The organism is Pseudomonas sp. S3_B11 (assembly GCF_054667715.1).
The window spans coordinates 1,707,372-1,721,421 of sequence record NZ_CP162749.1 but is presented as its reverse complement, the minus strand read 5'-3'; the positions used below and the strand labels follow the sequence as shown (position 1 = coordinate 1,721,421).

The 14,050-nt window shown below is 58.8% G+C and carries 14 protein-coding genes and 1 pseudogene; 9 read left to right on the top strand and 6 right to left on the bottom strand.

Going from position 1 to position 14,050, the window contains the following annotated elements:
* Nucleotides 1-168 precede the first annotated feature (168 nt).
* Both AB4O22_RS08060 and AB4O22_RS08055 read right to left on the bottom strand, forming a co-directional pair.
* Complete coding sequence (locus AB4O22_RS08060; protein WP_436132297.1) at nt 169-945, bottom strand: SDR family oxidoreductase; 777 nt, start codon at nt 943-945, stop codon at nt 169-171.
* Complete coding sequence (locus tag AB4O22_RS08055; protein WP_043042464.1) at nt 939-1,271, bottom strand: nuclear transport factor 2 family protein; 333 nt, start codon at nt 1,269-1,271, stop codon at nt 939-941. Before AB4O22_RS08055 ends, AB4O22_RS08060 begins: the two co-directional genes overlap by 7 nt.
* Nucleotides 1,272-1,377: 106 nt before the next feature.
* Between AB4O22_RS08055 and AB4O22_RS08050 the strand changes: the two genes are divergently transcribed.
* Complete coding sequence (locus tag AB4O22_RS08050) at nt 1,378-2,295, top strand: LysR family transcriptional regulator (protein WP_460096101.1); 918 nt, start codon at nt 1,378-1,380, stop codon at nt 2,293-2,295.
* A 23-nt stretch (nt 2,296-2,318) separates the two neighbouring features.
* Here the strand turns inward: AB4O22_RS08050 and AB4O22_RS08045 are convergent, their stop codons facing one another.
* Nucleotides 2,319-3,758 carry an HD domain-containing phosphohydrolase gene (locus AB4O22_RS08045; RefSeq protein ID WP_460096100.1) on the bottom strand — a complete coding sequence of 480 codons (1,440 nt, stop codon included), beginning with the start codon at nt 3,756-3,758 and terminating at the stop codon, nt 2,319-2,321.
* Between the two features lie 88 nt (nt 3,759-3,846).
* On the opposite strand from AB4O22_RS08045, the gene AB4O22_RS08040 reads away from it, so the two are divergent.
* Both AB4O22_RS08040 and AB4O22_RS08035 read left to right on the top strand, forming a co-directional pair.
* Complete coding sequence (locus AB4O22_RS08040; RefSeq protein ID WP_003203112.1) at nt 3,847-4,620, top strand: alpha/beta fold hydrolase; 774 nt, start codon at nt 3,847-3,849, stop codon at nt 4,618-4,620.
* 64 nt (nt 4,621-4,684) lie between these two features.
* Nucleotides 4,685-6,268, top strand: a complete 1,584-nt coding sequence (locus AB4O22_RS08035) for a GMC family oxidoreductase (RefSeq protein WP_460096099.1) — start codon at nt 4,685-4,687, stop codon at nt 6,266-6,268.
* Between the two features lie 88 nt (nt 6,269-6,356).
* Here the strand turns inward: AB4O22_RS08035 and AB4O22_RS08030 are convergent, their stop codons facing one another.
* The 3 genes from AB4O22_RS08030 to bdcA form a co-directional block, all read right to left on the bottom strand.
* The gene (locus AB4O22_RS08030; protein WP_460096098.1) at nt 6,357-6,782 is read right to left on the bottom strand and encodes a GNAT family N-acetyltransferase; all 426 of its coding nucleotides are present in this window, start codon (nt 6,780-6,782) and stop codon (nt 6,357-6,359) included.
* A 349-nt stretch (nt 6,783-7,131) separates the two neighbouring features.
* Nucleotides 7,132-7,791, bottom strand: coding sequence for an NADPH-dependent F420 reductase (locus AB4O22_RS08025; RefSeq protein WP_460096095.1), 660 nt, complete (start codon nt 7,789-7,791; stop codon nt 7,132-7,134).
* 117 nt (nt 7,792-7,908) lie between these two features.
* The gene (bdcA, locus tag AB4O22_RS08020) at nt 7,909-8,622 is read right to left on the bottom strand and encodes an SDR family oxidoreductase (protein WP_003203120.1); all 714 of its coding nucleotides are present in this window, start codon (nt 8,620-8,622) and stop codon (nt 7,909-7,911) included.
* 73 nt (nt 8,623-8,695) lie between these two features.
* On the opposite strand from bdcA, the gene AB4O22_RS08015 reads away from it, so the two are divergent.
* The 6 genes and pseudogenes from AB4O22_RS08015 to AB4O22_RS07990 all read left to right on the top strand — a co-directional run bounded on the left by AB4O22_RS08015 (nt 8,696) and on the right by AB4O22_RS07990 (nt 14,032).
* Entirely contained in the window at nt 8,696-9,283 is a 588-nt protein-coding gene (locus tag AB4O22_RS08015; RefSeq protein WP_003203122.1) for a TetR/AcrR family transcriptional regulator, read from the top strand.
* A 211-nt stretch (nt 9,284-9,494) separates the two neighbouring features.
* Entirely contained in the window at nt 9,495-10,256 is a 762-nt protein-coding gene (locus AB4O22_RS08010; RefSeq protein ID WP_003203124.1) for an SDR family NAD(P)-dependent oxidoreductase, read from the top strand.
* A 123-nt stretch (nt 10,257-10,379) separates the two neighbouring features.
* A pseudogene (locus tag AB4O22_RS08005) lies at nt 10,380-10,580 on the top strand (transposase); the annotation flags it as partial.
* 144 nt (nt 10,581-10,724) lie between these two features.
* A complete protein-coding gene (locus AB4O22_RS08000; RefSeq protein ID WP_003203128.1) occupies nt 10,725-11,624 on the top strand; it encodes a LysR family transcriptional regulator in 900 nt (299 codons plus the stop codon).
* A 178-nt stretch (nt 11,625-11,802) separates the two neighbouring features.
* Nucleotides 11,803-12,138, top strand: a complete 336-nt coding sequence (locus AB4O22_RS07995; protein ID WP_003203130.1) for a DUF485 domain-containing protein — start codon at nt 11,803-11,805, stop codon at nt 12,136-12,138.
* A complete protein-coding gene (locus AB4O22_RS07990; RefSeq protein WP_013693653.1) occupies nt 12,116-14,032 on the top strand; it encodes a solute symporter family protein in 1,917 nt (638 codons plus the stop codon). The genes AB4O22_RS07995 and AB4O22_RS07990 overlap by 23 nt, the downstream gene beginning before the upstream one ends.
* Nucleotides 14,033-14,050 lie beyond the last annotated feature (18 nt).

Below are 14,050 nucleotides of genomic sequence, written 5' to 3'. Positions count from 1 at the left end.
GGGGCTGACACCTCCGCCCCCCCAGGGCTCAAGAATTTGAGAAAATTACAGCACGTTTAGCGTTATGCAGGTGGTCAGCTCCATCCGAAGTAACGGGTTGCTTTCGGCCAGAAGCGGCCAAACGATGACCGCTGGGGCTGTATTTTGCGCCTTCCTGCAAACAGATGGCTAAACCGTTGGTACTGTTCCGCCGTCGATCACAAACTCACTTCCCGTGATAGATGCCGCTCGCGGCGAAACCAGGAAACCGATCAGGTCAGCAACTTCGGAAGGTGTCGATGGACGGCCGAGCGGGATACCCCCAAGTGCTTTCATGATGATCTCTTTACCACCTTGATAGTCAGTACCTGCCTCCTGCGCGAGTCGCTCGGCTAATGCGACCGACGCTTCGGTTTCAACCCAGCCCGGCGAAACCCGAACCACGCGGATGCCTCTGGGCGAAACCTCTTTCGATAAACTTTTGCTGTACGTCGAAAGCGCGGCCTTGGCCGCCGCGTAAGCTGTTGTCGCTTGCGGCAGTGGCAGCCGACTCTGGATGGAGGTGACGTGGATGACGACCCCTTCCTTGCGCTCCAGCATACCCGGGAGCAAGGCGCGGTCGAGACGCACCGCCGGCAACAGGTTCAGGCTGAGCTCTCGTTGCCACTGTTCCTCGTCCAGTGCAGCAAAACCACCGCCGGGTGCCGACGAACCACCCAGGACATGGATCATTATGTCCACGCCACCCAGCCGCTGTTGGATCGCGGCGATCAGCACGTCACAACCTTCCCGGGTCGAAAGATCAGCCGCAATCAGAAGAGCGCCCGGCATTTCAACGTCCACCTGCCTGGCCGAGGTAATGACCTTCGCGCCCTCGGCCAGTAACAACTCGACGACAGCCTTGCCGATGCCTTTGGTGCCACCGGTGACGAGGACCCGCTTGCCAGTCAAACCTAGATTCAGCATGGCGTGATCTCCAGGGAACGGATTCGACCGCCCTCCAGCGTGAAGACGTGACTCAGTTGAACCGGGCTACCGGGGAAATTCCCAACAAGGCGCGCAATGACAGTCAGTCTGCCCTGCCCTTGCAGGGCATGCAGTGGTTGGACCTGATAGATAAAGGCTCTACGTGCCTCCTGTTGCCAGGCTTCGATGGCAGTTGTTCCTTCGTATGTTTTTCTCTCATCCGAAACCGTGGCGTCCGAGCGGAAGCAGCTCGCAAGTTGCGCTGCATCGCCACCATTGGTGACCGCAAAGTACGCCTGCACGACGTCGGGAAGCTGAAGGGTCATTCGCTGATCTCCTGGATAGATTTCCTGGAGCGATCTTGCTGCCTGACGGATAGTTTGTTCAACTGGGACAAACCCTTATGACCAATCCCGAAATTCAGGACAATCCATGTCACAAGATCGTTTAGGCCTCAGTGATCTGGACGCTGTCATAGCGGTCGCACGCAGGGGTTCGTTTCGGCAAGCCGCTATCGATCTCGACGTCTCCACCACCGCATTGAGCAACACCATTGCCCAACTGGAAGCCCGCCTCGAATCGCGGCTGTTCAATCGCACTACCCGTAGCGTGGCCATCACCGAAGCGGGCAGGATATTTCTGGAGCAGGTGGGGCCAGCCTTGCAGGATTTGCGTGCTGCACTCGATGCAGTGCGATCGCATAACGCCGGCCCCTCGGGCACGCTGCGTATCAATGCGTTCGCCAGCGCTGCCCGATCGGCGCTCCTGCCACTGGTGATGGAGTTCCTGCAGCATCATCCGAAAGTACACATCGACCTCGTAACCGAAGGCCGTCTGGTGGATATCGTTGCTGACGGCTTCGATTTCGGCGTGCGTTCAGCAAGCCTCGTTCCGAACGACATGATTGTGATCCCTCTCGGCCAGCCGCAACGGTACGCTGTGGTCGGTTCACCGGCGTACTTCGAAAAACACGGCAAACCGCGAACGCCATCCGAGCTGCTCCAGCATCGATGCATCCGCGTTCGACTACCGAATGGGGCGATTTTCCCGTGGCATTTCGAGCGGGACGCAGAAGTGACTCGTCTCGATGTGAGCGGGCCGCTTACGCTGGATGAATCCAGCGTGGTCAAGGTGGCAGTGCAGGAAGGCATGGGGCTCGGCTTTTTCATGGAGCAGGACGTTCACGAGGAAATCCGCGCCGGACAGTTCGTGCGGACTCTCGAAGACTGGACACCGCCCAGAGACAAGCTGTGCCTGTACTACCCGAACCGCCGCAACCCCTGCGCGGCAGCCAAGGCATTCATCGACCTGGCACGCGCCAGTCAAGCCGATCAGGACGGGCTCGCATGATTCAGGCTTGACCCGGACCTGGCTCAGGCAATCAATCCCAGTGTCAGTCCCTTCAAGGTAGCGGCTGCCCGGGTCGAGCATTCCAGTTTGCGAAAGATGCTTTCCATGTGCGTGCGAACCGTGCTCGGACTGATGTCCAGCAGCCGCGCCACCTGCTTGTTGCTGGCGCCACGGCTGATCTCCAGCAGGATGCGGCACTCGCGAGTCGTGAGTACCGAAGCCTTCGGTTGACGCATCCGACGCTCGCCACCTGCGGCGGCAATTACTGCTTCGCAAACATCGTTGTCGAACAAGCCACTGCCAGCATCCTGTTTGAGTAGCCTGGCTGCATCCGCTTCGCCGTGGGCCGATCGCCATGGCCTGGCTTCCCTTAGCGCGACCCAGGCTACCGATGTGGCGAACAGGCGATGCTCGGCACACAGCGCATCACCCGCCACGCCTCGAAAATAGCCACTGCCGTTGAGCCGTTCATAGGCATGGGTTGCAATCTCTGCGGGCACGGCCAGTTCAGTGATAGGTCTAAGCGCCTGTTGCGTCCAGTAAGGGACAAGGCGCACCCGCTCCGCAGCGCCGTATGGCAGCGTCCCTGCGGTATTCCAAAGGTGGTTCGAAACGGCTGCCCGGCCGAGACCGTAGATGAGCGCGGACTTGCCAATTTCTGTCAAAGTGGGCTCACGCAGCCCCCACAGGCGCGCCGCTTCCACGGCGACATGCGCTACCTGCCGCGAATGCCCTGCCAACCACGGGAGCTTCAAGTCGATGATGTCTCCCACCAACGTCAGTGAGACGCAACGCTGCTCATGCGCGTGGTCAACCGTTTTCGAAAGCGTTTCCAAATCCGCCAGCCAGTCCTTTGCGTTCCCCAGAAGCAACGATACTAGCGACGCGGGATAGCGCCGATCCGACTGCTCTCTGATCCAGCGCAGCGCCGCGTCGAGGCCGTGTGCACGACTGAGAATATCCAGATCACCTGCAAGTACTACTTGATAGGCGACCTCCGGAATGTGCTCATGGGTCAGGCCCAGCGGCCGGCCAGTGCCGTCGTAGGTTTCGAACACGCGACACAAGCCCGCCTCGACGGCGGCACCGAGCTGGAGGGTTTTGGCGATTGCTCCAGACACCTCACAGTGCACGACGGCAAGCGGGGTTGCCTGATGCACCGCGTTCATTTGCTCATTGCCCAGCGTCAAATCGAGCATCGCGCGGCGGCCATCGACGTCGTCACCCAGCAGATCCGCAAAGCCTTCGGCATTGGCGGTGCAACCGGACCAGCGCAGCAAGGCAACCTGTTCCGCTACCCTCAGGTGCTCACCGTCGCCGTGCTGGGCCTGCGCCAGCATCCGCGCCAGTGCGGCAACACGCCGGGAATGACCGAGTGGTTGTCCCATGCTGAGGTCACCGACCTGGGCGATCGTCGCCAGTGCCCCGCCCAGGGAGATATCCAGTTGCAACACTCTATCCATGAAAAATGTCCCGGGGTCGGATAATTGACCGATGCCCACAACGCAGGCTAGTCAGCAGAATTTGAACTCCCGAACAGGAGCTCATCCAATGAAAACATTCAAATCGAAAATCGCTACCGTCGCCTTTGCCCTAGCCGGTACCTTCATCGCAAGCGCCAGTCACGCGCAGGATACAACGCCCTCCGTGGTGATCGTACACGGCGCGTTCGCCGACGGCTCCGATTGGGCCAAAGTGGTGCCACTGCTCCAAGCCCAAGGGGTGGCCGTTACGGTTGTGCAAAACCCGCTCACCTCGCTTGCCGACGATGTTGCCGCTACGCGCCGCGCGTTGAGCAACCAGCAGGGCAAGGTGATTCTAGTCGGGCACTCTTGGGGCGGCACTGTGATTACCGAGGCCGGTAGCGACCCGAAGGTCAGCGCGCTGGTGTATGTCGCCGCCTTCGCGCCAGAGGCCGGGCAAACCAGCGGCGAACAAGGTAAAGGTGCGCCCACGCCCCCTGGCATCAGTCAGATCAAGGCAGACGGCAACGGTTTCCTCTATTTGACGCCGGAAGGCATGGCCAAGGACTTCGCCCAGGATCTCCCGGCAGCGCAGACCGCCGTCATGACCGCCACGCAAGGTCCCATCAAGGCATCTGCCTTCGAAGATAAAACGACCGTGTCGTCCTGGAAGGCCAAACCGTCCTGGTATCTGCTTGCCACAGAAGACCGGATGATCCACCCCGACGTCCAGCGCTCTGCCGCCAAGCGTATCGGTGCCACCCTTGCAGAGGTGCACACCAGCCATGTTCCCCAGCAGTCACAGCCCGCCGAGGTCGCCGCAGTGATTCTTAAGGCAGTGCACAGCGTTGGCGAACAATGATCGTAGGGAAATGACGCCACTGATAACCGCAAATTCAATCGCTGCATCGATACGGAGCGTCCGCATGAATCATCTGCATGATCAACACTATGATTTCATTGTGTGCGGTGCAGGTACGGCGGGCTGCGTGGTCGCAGCCCGTCTTGCCGATCAGAAAAGCGCACGCGTCTTGCTGATTGAAGCTGGCGAGGGGTACTCGGGCCCCGAGGTTGCCGAACCGGCACAATGGCCGATGAACCTCGGTTCAAAGCGCGACTGGGCATTCGAGGGGCAACCCAACCCACACCTCAACGGTCGACGACTATCCCTGAGCATGGGTAAGGGACTCGGCGGTGGCTCCAGCATCAATGTGATGGTCTGGTCGCGCGGGCACCGCTCCGATTGGGACCATTTCGCTGCCGAGTCCGGCGACCCGGCCTGGGGCTACGATTCGGTACTCAATTACTACCGCCGGATCGAGAACTGGCAAGGCAGCCCTGATACCACTCGGCGTGGTTCAGGTGGCCCCGTGCATGTCGAACAGCCGGCCATGCCTCAACCCCTCGCGTGGGCAACGCTGGAGGCGGCAAGCCGGCTGGGTATCCCCAGATTCGACAGTCCCAATGGCGAGATGATGGAAGGCCCGGGCGGGATCGCTATTACCGACCTGCGCATCAACCAGGGCAAGCGCGAATCCGTTTACGACTCCTATATCCGGCCACGGTTGCACTATCCGAACTTGACGGTTCTGACAGGGGCATTGGTGACCCGCGTATTGCTTATCGGTACACGGGTTATCGGTGTCGAAGCGGTGATCGCAGGCGAACGGCAGTGCTTCTATGCCGCAGCCGAGGTCATCCTGTCCTTGGGCGCGGTGCAGACACCCAAGGTGCTCATGCAATCGGGAATCGGCCCGGAAGAGGAACTGCGAAACCACGGCATCGCACCGACCAATCACCTTCCCGGCGTGGGCCAGAATCTTCAGGACCATCTCGCCTTTGGCTGTACGTGGGAGTACCTGCAACCCCAGGCAGTCGGTAGCGGCGGGTGCGAAACCACCTTGTACTGGAAAAGCGACAGTCGCCTGGAGGTCCCGGACCTGTTGCAGTGTCAGCTGGCGTTTGCGGTACCCTCTCCGCCTGAGGTCGCGATTGAGCCGCCACAACATGGCTGGACAATGTTCGCTGGACTGGCCAGGCCTGCCAGTCGAGGACGCTTGCGCCTGTCGGGTGCCGGGCCACTGGATGCCCCACTCATTAAGCCGAACTCGCTGAGCGCGCCCGAGGATATGACAGCGGCGTATGCGTCGATCGACCTGTGCAGGGCCCTCGGTAACAGCGAAGCCTTCAACGGGCTGGTCAAACGCGAAGTTGTGCCCGGGCCGAAAGAACATCGCGCTATGGAGCAGTTCATCCGCAACTCTGCCGTGACTTACTGGCACCAATCCTGCACCGCGAAAATGGGCCGAGATACGATGTCGGTGGTCGACCATCAACTGCGTGTGTATGGCATCGATAAACTGCGCATCGCTGATGCCTCGATCATGCCGCGAATTACCGTTGGCAACACGATGGCGCCGTGCGTCGTCATCGCCGAACGAGCAGCAGATCTTGTCCTCGCTGCGCATGGTGTGACGGCTGCGGCCATAGCGCTGACCGGTAATTCATAAGAATACTGATACAACCCATGCTCGCTGGCAGAAACTGGCCGATTGCTGCCCGCTACGAAGCACAGTCGGCCCAAGATCCAAAACGCGGTCAGCACAACGACTTCTGGTAATAGAGCCGGGTATGCCCCGGTGGATAGTCTGCCAGGCGCCCGAATTCGGAGTAACCCAGTTTTCGATAAAACCCGGGAGCCTGAAAGCTGAAGGTCTCCAGCCAGATACCAATGCAATGTTTTTTCTGCGCAACTTCTTCAGCCATACGCATTAGCCGTTCTCCGATACCCTGACCACGCATCGACTCGGGAACGCCGATAAGATCGATGAGCAGCCATCGATAAGAGACCTTGCCGTACAGCCCGCCAATCACTTCATTGCTGTCAGCGTCTCGTAGCAATAGAGCAAAAACCTCATAGGCGTCGTCTCCACCGTTGGCCAAGTTATGGGCAAGCAATGGGGTCAAAATTCCTATTCGCTCTGCTTCAGTCGCATTTTCCGAAAGCTGGATTTCTACAGGCATGGCGCTCTCCCTGAGCAGTGAGTAACTGGGTCAACAAGGTATCCCATTCAGTGGATACAACAAGTCCAGGCAGTTGGGCAGCCCCACTTATCCAACAGAATCGGCCGAAAAGCCATTTGACCCTGAGAGATTCCCGAATTTTCTTACGCGCGACCTTATCGCTTCGACGTTGGAAACAACCGGCGCGCAGAAATAAATGGACCGGACAATAAAACGATGACGACTGGCCCCCTGCCCCCGGCGCAAAAGCGCTTTTCAAGCCTCTTCAAGCGCTCTCGAAACCAGCCCATCTGGGACCTCGTTGCTAATTAGCCACCGCTTCGAACGCACCCAAGACCGCACCCGTAAATTAACCCCTCGCTGGCAGGCTCGGACGTTGGGCGCATAGTAGATTGGCTCTCAACTCTGCCCTGCTCTGCCGCTCCTGCTTCCAGGCCGGTTGACCTGGAGCGCTGCGCCAAGATTCGTTAAGCGGGCTATTATCGACAGTGTCGAATCCAAACTCATTATAGAGCCGGGTCACAAATTCGATTGCCTCTGGGAAGTCGCTGGAGGCCGCTAGAGCTAGCCGATCTGGTGACCCGGCCGGCTTGCCCCAAGTAGTGATTCGTGGGGCCTGAATATGCGTAAAGGCCTTGACTACTTTGGCTTTGGGAAGATGCTCCTGGCGAAGTTCGTGAATGTTTTTCTGGCCGGTGTCCACGAGGTCGAAAGCGCCGTCACGCCAAGCCATATAATTGTTGGTATCCAGCACGATCTTACCTGCAAGCTCCTCAACCGGTATGTCGTTGATCCTTTTCAGCGGGACGGCGACAACGATGACCTCGCCAGCCATCGCGGCACCTGCCGCAGTTTCCGCGCGCGCTAACGGGCCCAATTCGTTGATCAGATCTACTAGGGTGTCCGGACCGCGAGAATTGGCGATGACGATGTTATAGCCGCACGCAATGGCTGCTCGGGCAATCTGGCTGCCGACCTCGCCTGCCCCAATGATGCCGATGGTAGTCATGAAGAACTCACCTGATGTCTGCTATCAAAACTATCCGCAGGTTATGAACGCCTGACGCTAACGTGGTGCACGAGTCCGACGTGGGCCGGGCAGTGGAAAAACCTGCCCGGCTATGTGTCAAGCGCCGAAGGCACCGTCAATTGTATGCATTGCTCCGGTCACAAAACCCGCTTCCGGACCGGCCAACCAGGCCACCATTCCCGCGACCTCTTCAGAACGGCCATGGCGTTTGATCGCCATGAAGCTATGCATAAGGTCTTTCATCGGACCGTTCGCTGGATTGGCTTCGGTATCAATCGGCCCCGGCTGGACGATATTGATCGTAATTCCACGCGGGCCGAAATCACGGGACAGCCCTCGCGCCATACCTTGCAGTGCGGACTTACTCAAGGCGTAGGACGCCATGCCGGGAATGGGCATGCGGTCGCCGTTCACCGAACCGATCACGATAATCCGACCGCCTGCGGGCATCTGTCGCGCCGCTTCCACCGAGGCATGGTAGGGCGCTTGCACATTGATGCGGAACAGACGATCAATCGCGTCCGGGTCCTGCTCTAGCGCGTCGCCGAAGATGGCGATGCCAGAATTGACGATCAGTATGTCCAGCGGACCGCTGTCGCGGACACGAGTAATGACTGCATCACGGTCGGCGCTGTCCGTTGAGTAGGCACTGGCGCCGGTTTCGGTAGCCAGAGAATGTGCCGCTTCCGGCGAACCCGAGTAAGTAAAAGCAACCTTGGCACCATCGGCAGCAAAGCGCCTGACAATCGCCGCGCCAATTCCACGGCTGCCGCCAAGTACCAACACCGACTTATTCTTGAAATCCGACATGAACGTACCCTCCTGATTAATGTAGCGCATGATACAATTATCCAGAACCTCCCTGTCAAAGGATTTTGTAATAGTGACTACAAATAAGTCAGTGCGTGGGCGTCCTCGGCGGTTCGATCCGGATCAGGCAGTAGCCACCGCCCAGCGCTTGTTCCATGCCAAAGGCTACGACGACGTAAGCGTTGCAGATCTCACGACAGCATTCGGTATCAATCCGCCCAGCTTTTATGCGGCATTTGGCAGCAAGGCCCAGTTGTACAAGAGGGTCCTTGATCGGTATGCCCAGACTGGGGCCGTCCCGTTATTACAGATACTCGGGGCAAACCGGCCGCTCGCTGTCTCGCTTGCGCAGGTGTTGGAGCAGGCCGCGCGCGCCTACGCTGCCGATCCTTCAGCCACTGGCTGTATGGTTCTGGAGGGCACTCGAAGCAACGACGTGGAGGCGCGTGAGGCCGCTTGCGCCTTCCATGTCGCTGCGCAAGAGGTGATTAGAAACGCCATTGCCGAGCGTTACCCACTTGAGGCCGACCGGCTAGCGGATTTCGTCAGCACCACGATGGCTGGCCTTTCGGCCAGCGCGCGTCACGGACAAAGCTTGGACCGTCTGTTGGCCACCGCACAGCTTGCCGGCGTGGCGCTCGCCCAGGCTCTTCCGGGCTGAGGTATTGACCAATAAGGGACCGGAACTGTTTTCAAGCAAATAAATCCGTTCCCTTTTCCGGACGGCTCAATAACAAGCGTAGCTTTGCGCCACAGAATAAGCGCCAACCTGATTTGAAAATGGATAACTGCCTATCGTGACCGCCTGACGCCGACGTTGCCTGCTTGGTGCTACGGTGATGGCTTTCTAGCAACCCATTCGAGATATCCATATGAAACCCGATCCGACGATCGATAACGTATTACGCGTCGCGTTGGTGACAGGATCCACTTCCGGTATCGGCGCAGCCATTGCGCGTGTACTAAGCCGGGCAGGCTATGCGGTGGTGCTCCATTCGCGAAATTCTGCTGATACGGGACGCGCTATGGTTGCCGAAATGAAGCAGGCTATTTACGTGCAAGCCGATCTTGCTTTCGAAGCTGACAGGGTCAGGCTTATTAACGAGGCGATCGCTGCGTGGGGGCAGCTCGACGTACTGGTCAATAATGCCGGTATTAGCAGAGTCATTCCGCACAGCGACCTTGCCGCGGCCAACTCGACGGTGTGGCACGAACTTAACGAGGTTAATGTCGTGGCGCCGTTCCACCTGGTTGCATTGGCCGAGTCGGCATTGCGCGATGCCGCCCGTTACCGTCGAGCCGGTTGCGTCGTAAACATCAGTTCCCATGCCGGCATCCGTCCTAAGGGCGCATCGATTCCCTATGCGGTAAGCAAAGCTGCGCTTAATCACATGACCCGCTTGCTCGCGGTATCGCTGGGGCCAGAAATTCGCGTAAACGCTGTGGCGCCTGGCTTGGTCGACACGCCTCTGACCGCAGAATGGACAGATGCCCAAGAGTTGTGGCGAACTCGCGCACCCATGCGCAGGGCCGCTAGCCCAGACGACATCGCAAAAGCTGTTGTAATGCTGGTCGAGTCGGACTACTTGACCGGCGAGATACTCCTCTCGGACGGCGGGTTGAATCTGACCTAGGCGAGCGTGCTCCGGTGTAGCAGGTGAGAAGACGGGTCACTCTGTTTCGCCGGCTCACCCAAAGGACGGGCAGCATAGCTTCTCAGGACGGACTAGGGTTTGTCTGAAAGTCGCTTTGACTAAAAGCCTCGACCAGGCCTGCCGCGTTTGTGTGACGGGTCTCAGTACAAAAAACGCAACGTTATTGAGCGGTTGTTCAGCTGGCTCAAGGAAAAACGTCGGCTCTGTACGCGTTACGACAAACTTGCCAGCAGCTTTAAAGCCATGGTCACACTGGCCTGCATCGAGAGATGTTTGCGGGCTGACTTTTCATACAAGCCCTAGGTCGCCTGCACTCATTTGTGCCATATTCATTTCCGAAAACTGCAGAGTAATCTTTCAAATCGGCAGCGCCGTACGTGTGCGGATGGCTAAGGCTGGCTACGTTACCGCTTAGAATGAGCCCTTCCATCAGCCAACGAGCACGCCATGAAGCCGGACAATCTGAGTTGGGATGATCTGCGGATCTTCATGCACGTCGCCAGGTGCCAGAACCTCTCCCGAGCGGGAAAACAGCTGAAGATCGACCAGTCGACGGTAAGCCGCCGGATCAACCAGCTGGAATACGCCCTTGGCTTTAGCGTATTCGAGCGCAGCAGTTCCGGCTTGCAGTTGAATGACCAAGGCGCTCGCTTGCTGGCGCAGGTGGAAGTGATGGGCAACGGTTTTTCCGGGCTGCTTGAGCAGTTGTCCTCGGGCACCAACACGGTTTCCGGCAGGGTCCGGGTCGGTACCATGGAAGGCCTGGCCTCGCTCTACCTGACCCAGCAGGTGCCAAAGCTGCAATTGCTGCACCCCAACGTCACCCTGGAGTTGGTCACTTCGACCCACCAATTGCAGGTGACCCGGCGCGAGGCAGATATCTTCCTGGGCTTCTTCGAACCCTCGGGCCAGGGCTTTCACACCGAACGAGTCGGGCAGTTCGAATTGAACCTGTACGGTAGCGACGACTACTTGCTATCTCACGGCACCCCTTCGCTGCAGACATTGGAGAACCACTTGTTCGTCGGCTACATCGAAGAGTTGGTGCAGATCGAGGCGGTCAAATGGCTCGATGAACTAATTTCAACGCCTAAACTGGTATTCCATTCCAACAGCATGCTCGCGCAGATGTTTGCCGCCAGCGCCGGCGCAGGGCTGGTAATGCTGCCCTCCTTTGCCCATGCCGAACGCTTTGGTCTGCGGAAAATCCCGCTGAATGGGCCCAAGGTCACCCGCGATCTATGGCTGAGCGTCCATCAGGACCTGCGTTATGTGCCGCGAATCAAAACCATGCTGGAGCACCTGTCGCGGCTGTTTCGTAACGACGAGTTATTCACCATCAACTAATACCACGCGACATTCAAAGTTGATAATTGCGCACTTTTGCACCATATCGCAGCACTTCTTCATTTCAAGCACCGTTTCGGCGATGCAGCTTTGCAATAGGCGTTGTTGCATTACGGCTTGGCAGTCTGGGCCCGTACTTTAAACTGAGTTCGCCACCTACCCGACCGAGGCGCACTCAATGAAACAAGACTCCATCTGGAGTGCCATTTTCGAGCACCCAAACTTTGCAATACTGGTTAAACGACGGCGCCGGCTGGTCTCCACGCTGATGCTGATCAGCATGGTGGTGTACTTCGCCATTCCATTGTTCTCTGCATACTTCCCCGAATTTCTTTCTTATAAGATTTATGGCGCCATCAATGTTGGCCTGGTGTATCTGGTCGGGCAATATTTCTTCGGTGCTGCGATTGCCATTTTTTATGCCTGCCGCTTGAAGAACATCGACGCGATGTCCGTCGCCCTGGTTTCCGAAGCTTCCGTGAGCGTCAATCATGACCCAAACCAACCGCACTAACCGCTTGGCCACCCTGCGCGGCTCGACAGCATTCAAAGCCTGCATGGGGCTGGCCGCCTTGCTCACGGCCAGCCAGGGCAACGCCGCCACGCTGGTCTCCGAAGCCAACCGGCCACTGACCTTCGGCGTGTTTGCCGCGCTGTTCCTGATCACCCTTGGGATTACCTTCTGGGCCGCGCGCAAGAACAGTTCGGTGAAGGATTTCTATACCGCGGGCGGTGCATTGTCCGGCCGGATCAACGGCCTCGCCATTGCCGGTGATTACCTGTCAGCAGCCGCATTTCTAGGGGTCTCCGGCCTTATCGCCATCTATGGGTTGGACGGTATAACCTACGTCATCGGCTTCTTTGTATCTTTCATACCGGTGCTACTACTGATCGCCGAGCCTTGCCGCAACTTGGGTAAATATACCTTGGGCGATGTGTTGGCGTTTCGTAATAACTTCCGCGCCTCGAAGTTCGCAGTAGCGATTTCCAGTGTATTGGTCGCGCTCTTTTATATGGTGCCGCAGATCGTTGGCGGCGCCGTGATCATCGCTGCACTTATCGGTATCCCATTCGAAATATCGGTGGTGTCGGTGGGCGTGCTGATGCTGGTCTACGTGCTGTTTGGCGGCATGCGTGCCACCACCTCGGTGCAGATCCTCAAAGCCACCTTGCTGATTGCCTTCTGCTTCCTGTTGGTGGTACTGAGCTGGGCCCCTTATGGCTTCAACATCAGTGCCTTTTTCAGCGACCTGGTAGGCAGCTCGGCCGTGCAGAAACACGTGCTCGGCACCTTGCTCAACGGCGTGTCCCAACTCTCGGCGGAACAAGCCGGGCAACGCTTCATGGAGCCTGGGCTGTACCTGAAGAATCCGCTGGAACAGATCTCCCTGAGCCTGGCGCTGGTGCTCGGCACGGCGGCCATGCCCCATATCCTGATGCGCTTCTTTACCGTGCGCGACGCACAAAGTGCCCGTACTTCGGCGCTGACCGCCATGCTGCTGATCGGCCTGTGCCATCTGTTCATCATCGTCATCGGTTTCTCCGCCGCGCTCCACCTGGGGCCCTTCGCGATTACCACCATGGACAAGGGCGGCAACCTCGCCGCCCCGATGCTGGCCCAGTTCCTGGGCGGTGGCGCCGATAGCCTGCTCGGCAACCTGATGCTCGCGTTCGTCGCGGCCGTGTCCTTCGCAACCATAGTCGCAGTGGTCGCCGGGCTGACGCTGGCAGCAGCCTCCACACTCGCCCATGACGTGTATGTAGGCGCCGTGCGCCAGGGCAAGGCCACCGAGGGCGAGCAGGCCACCGCAGCCCGCCTGGCGACATTGGCGATCGCCGTCATCGCCATCTGCGTGGGCATTTCGGCCAAGGGCCAGAACGTCGCGCAACTGGTCGGGCTGGGCTATGCGGTCGCCGCGTCGGCCAACCTTCCGGCACTGCTGCTGACCCTGTACTGGCGCCGCTGCAGCACCGCTGGCGTGATCGCGGGCTTGCTGGGCGGCACGGTGCTGTCCATCGGCCTGGTGCTGGTGTCGCCGAATATGAGCTACCCGCTGCAGCAAAAACAGGTGGCGCTGGCCGCAGCCGCTAAATCCCAAGCCAAAATCGAATTGATCGACAAGGGCGCATTGGTTGCCACCGCCACGGAGCGCGAGCAATTACTCAGCGATGTGACCAAGCAACAGGCAACCGCCAGCCTGATCCCGGACTCGGCCACCAGCCTCATCGGCCTGCGTGAGCCATGGGTGCAGCTGCGCAACCCGGGGTTGATCTCTATCCCGCTCGGCTTTGCCCTGGTCATTCTGTTTTCGCTGCTGTTCCCCAGCCAGCTGTCGCTGTCGCGCTGGGTGGAGTTTTCCGTGCGCCGCGAGACCGGCCTGGGCGTCGCACAAGCGGCTCAACACTAATTCGTCAAGGTTTCCATC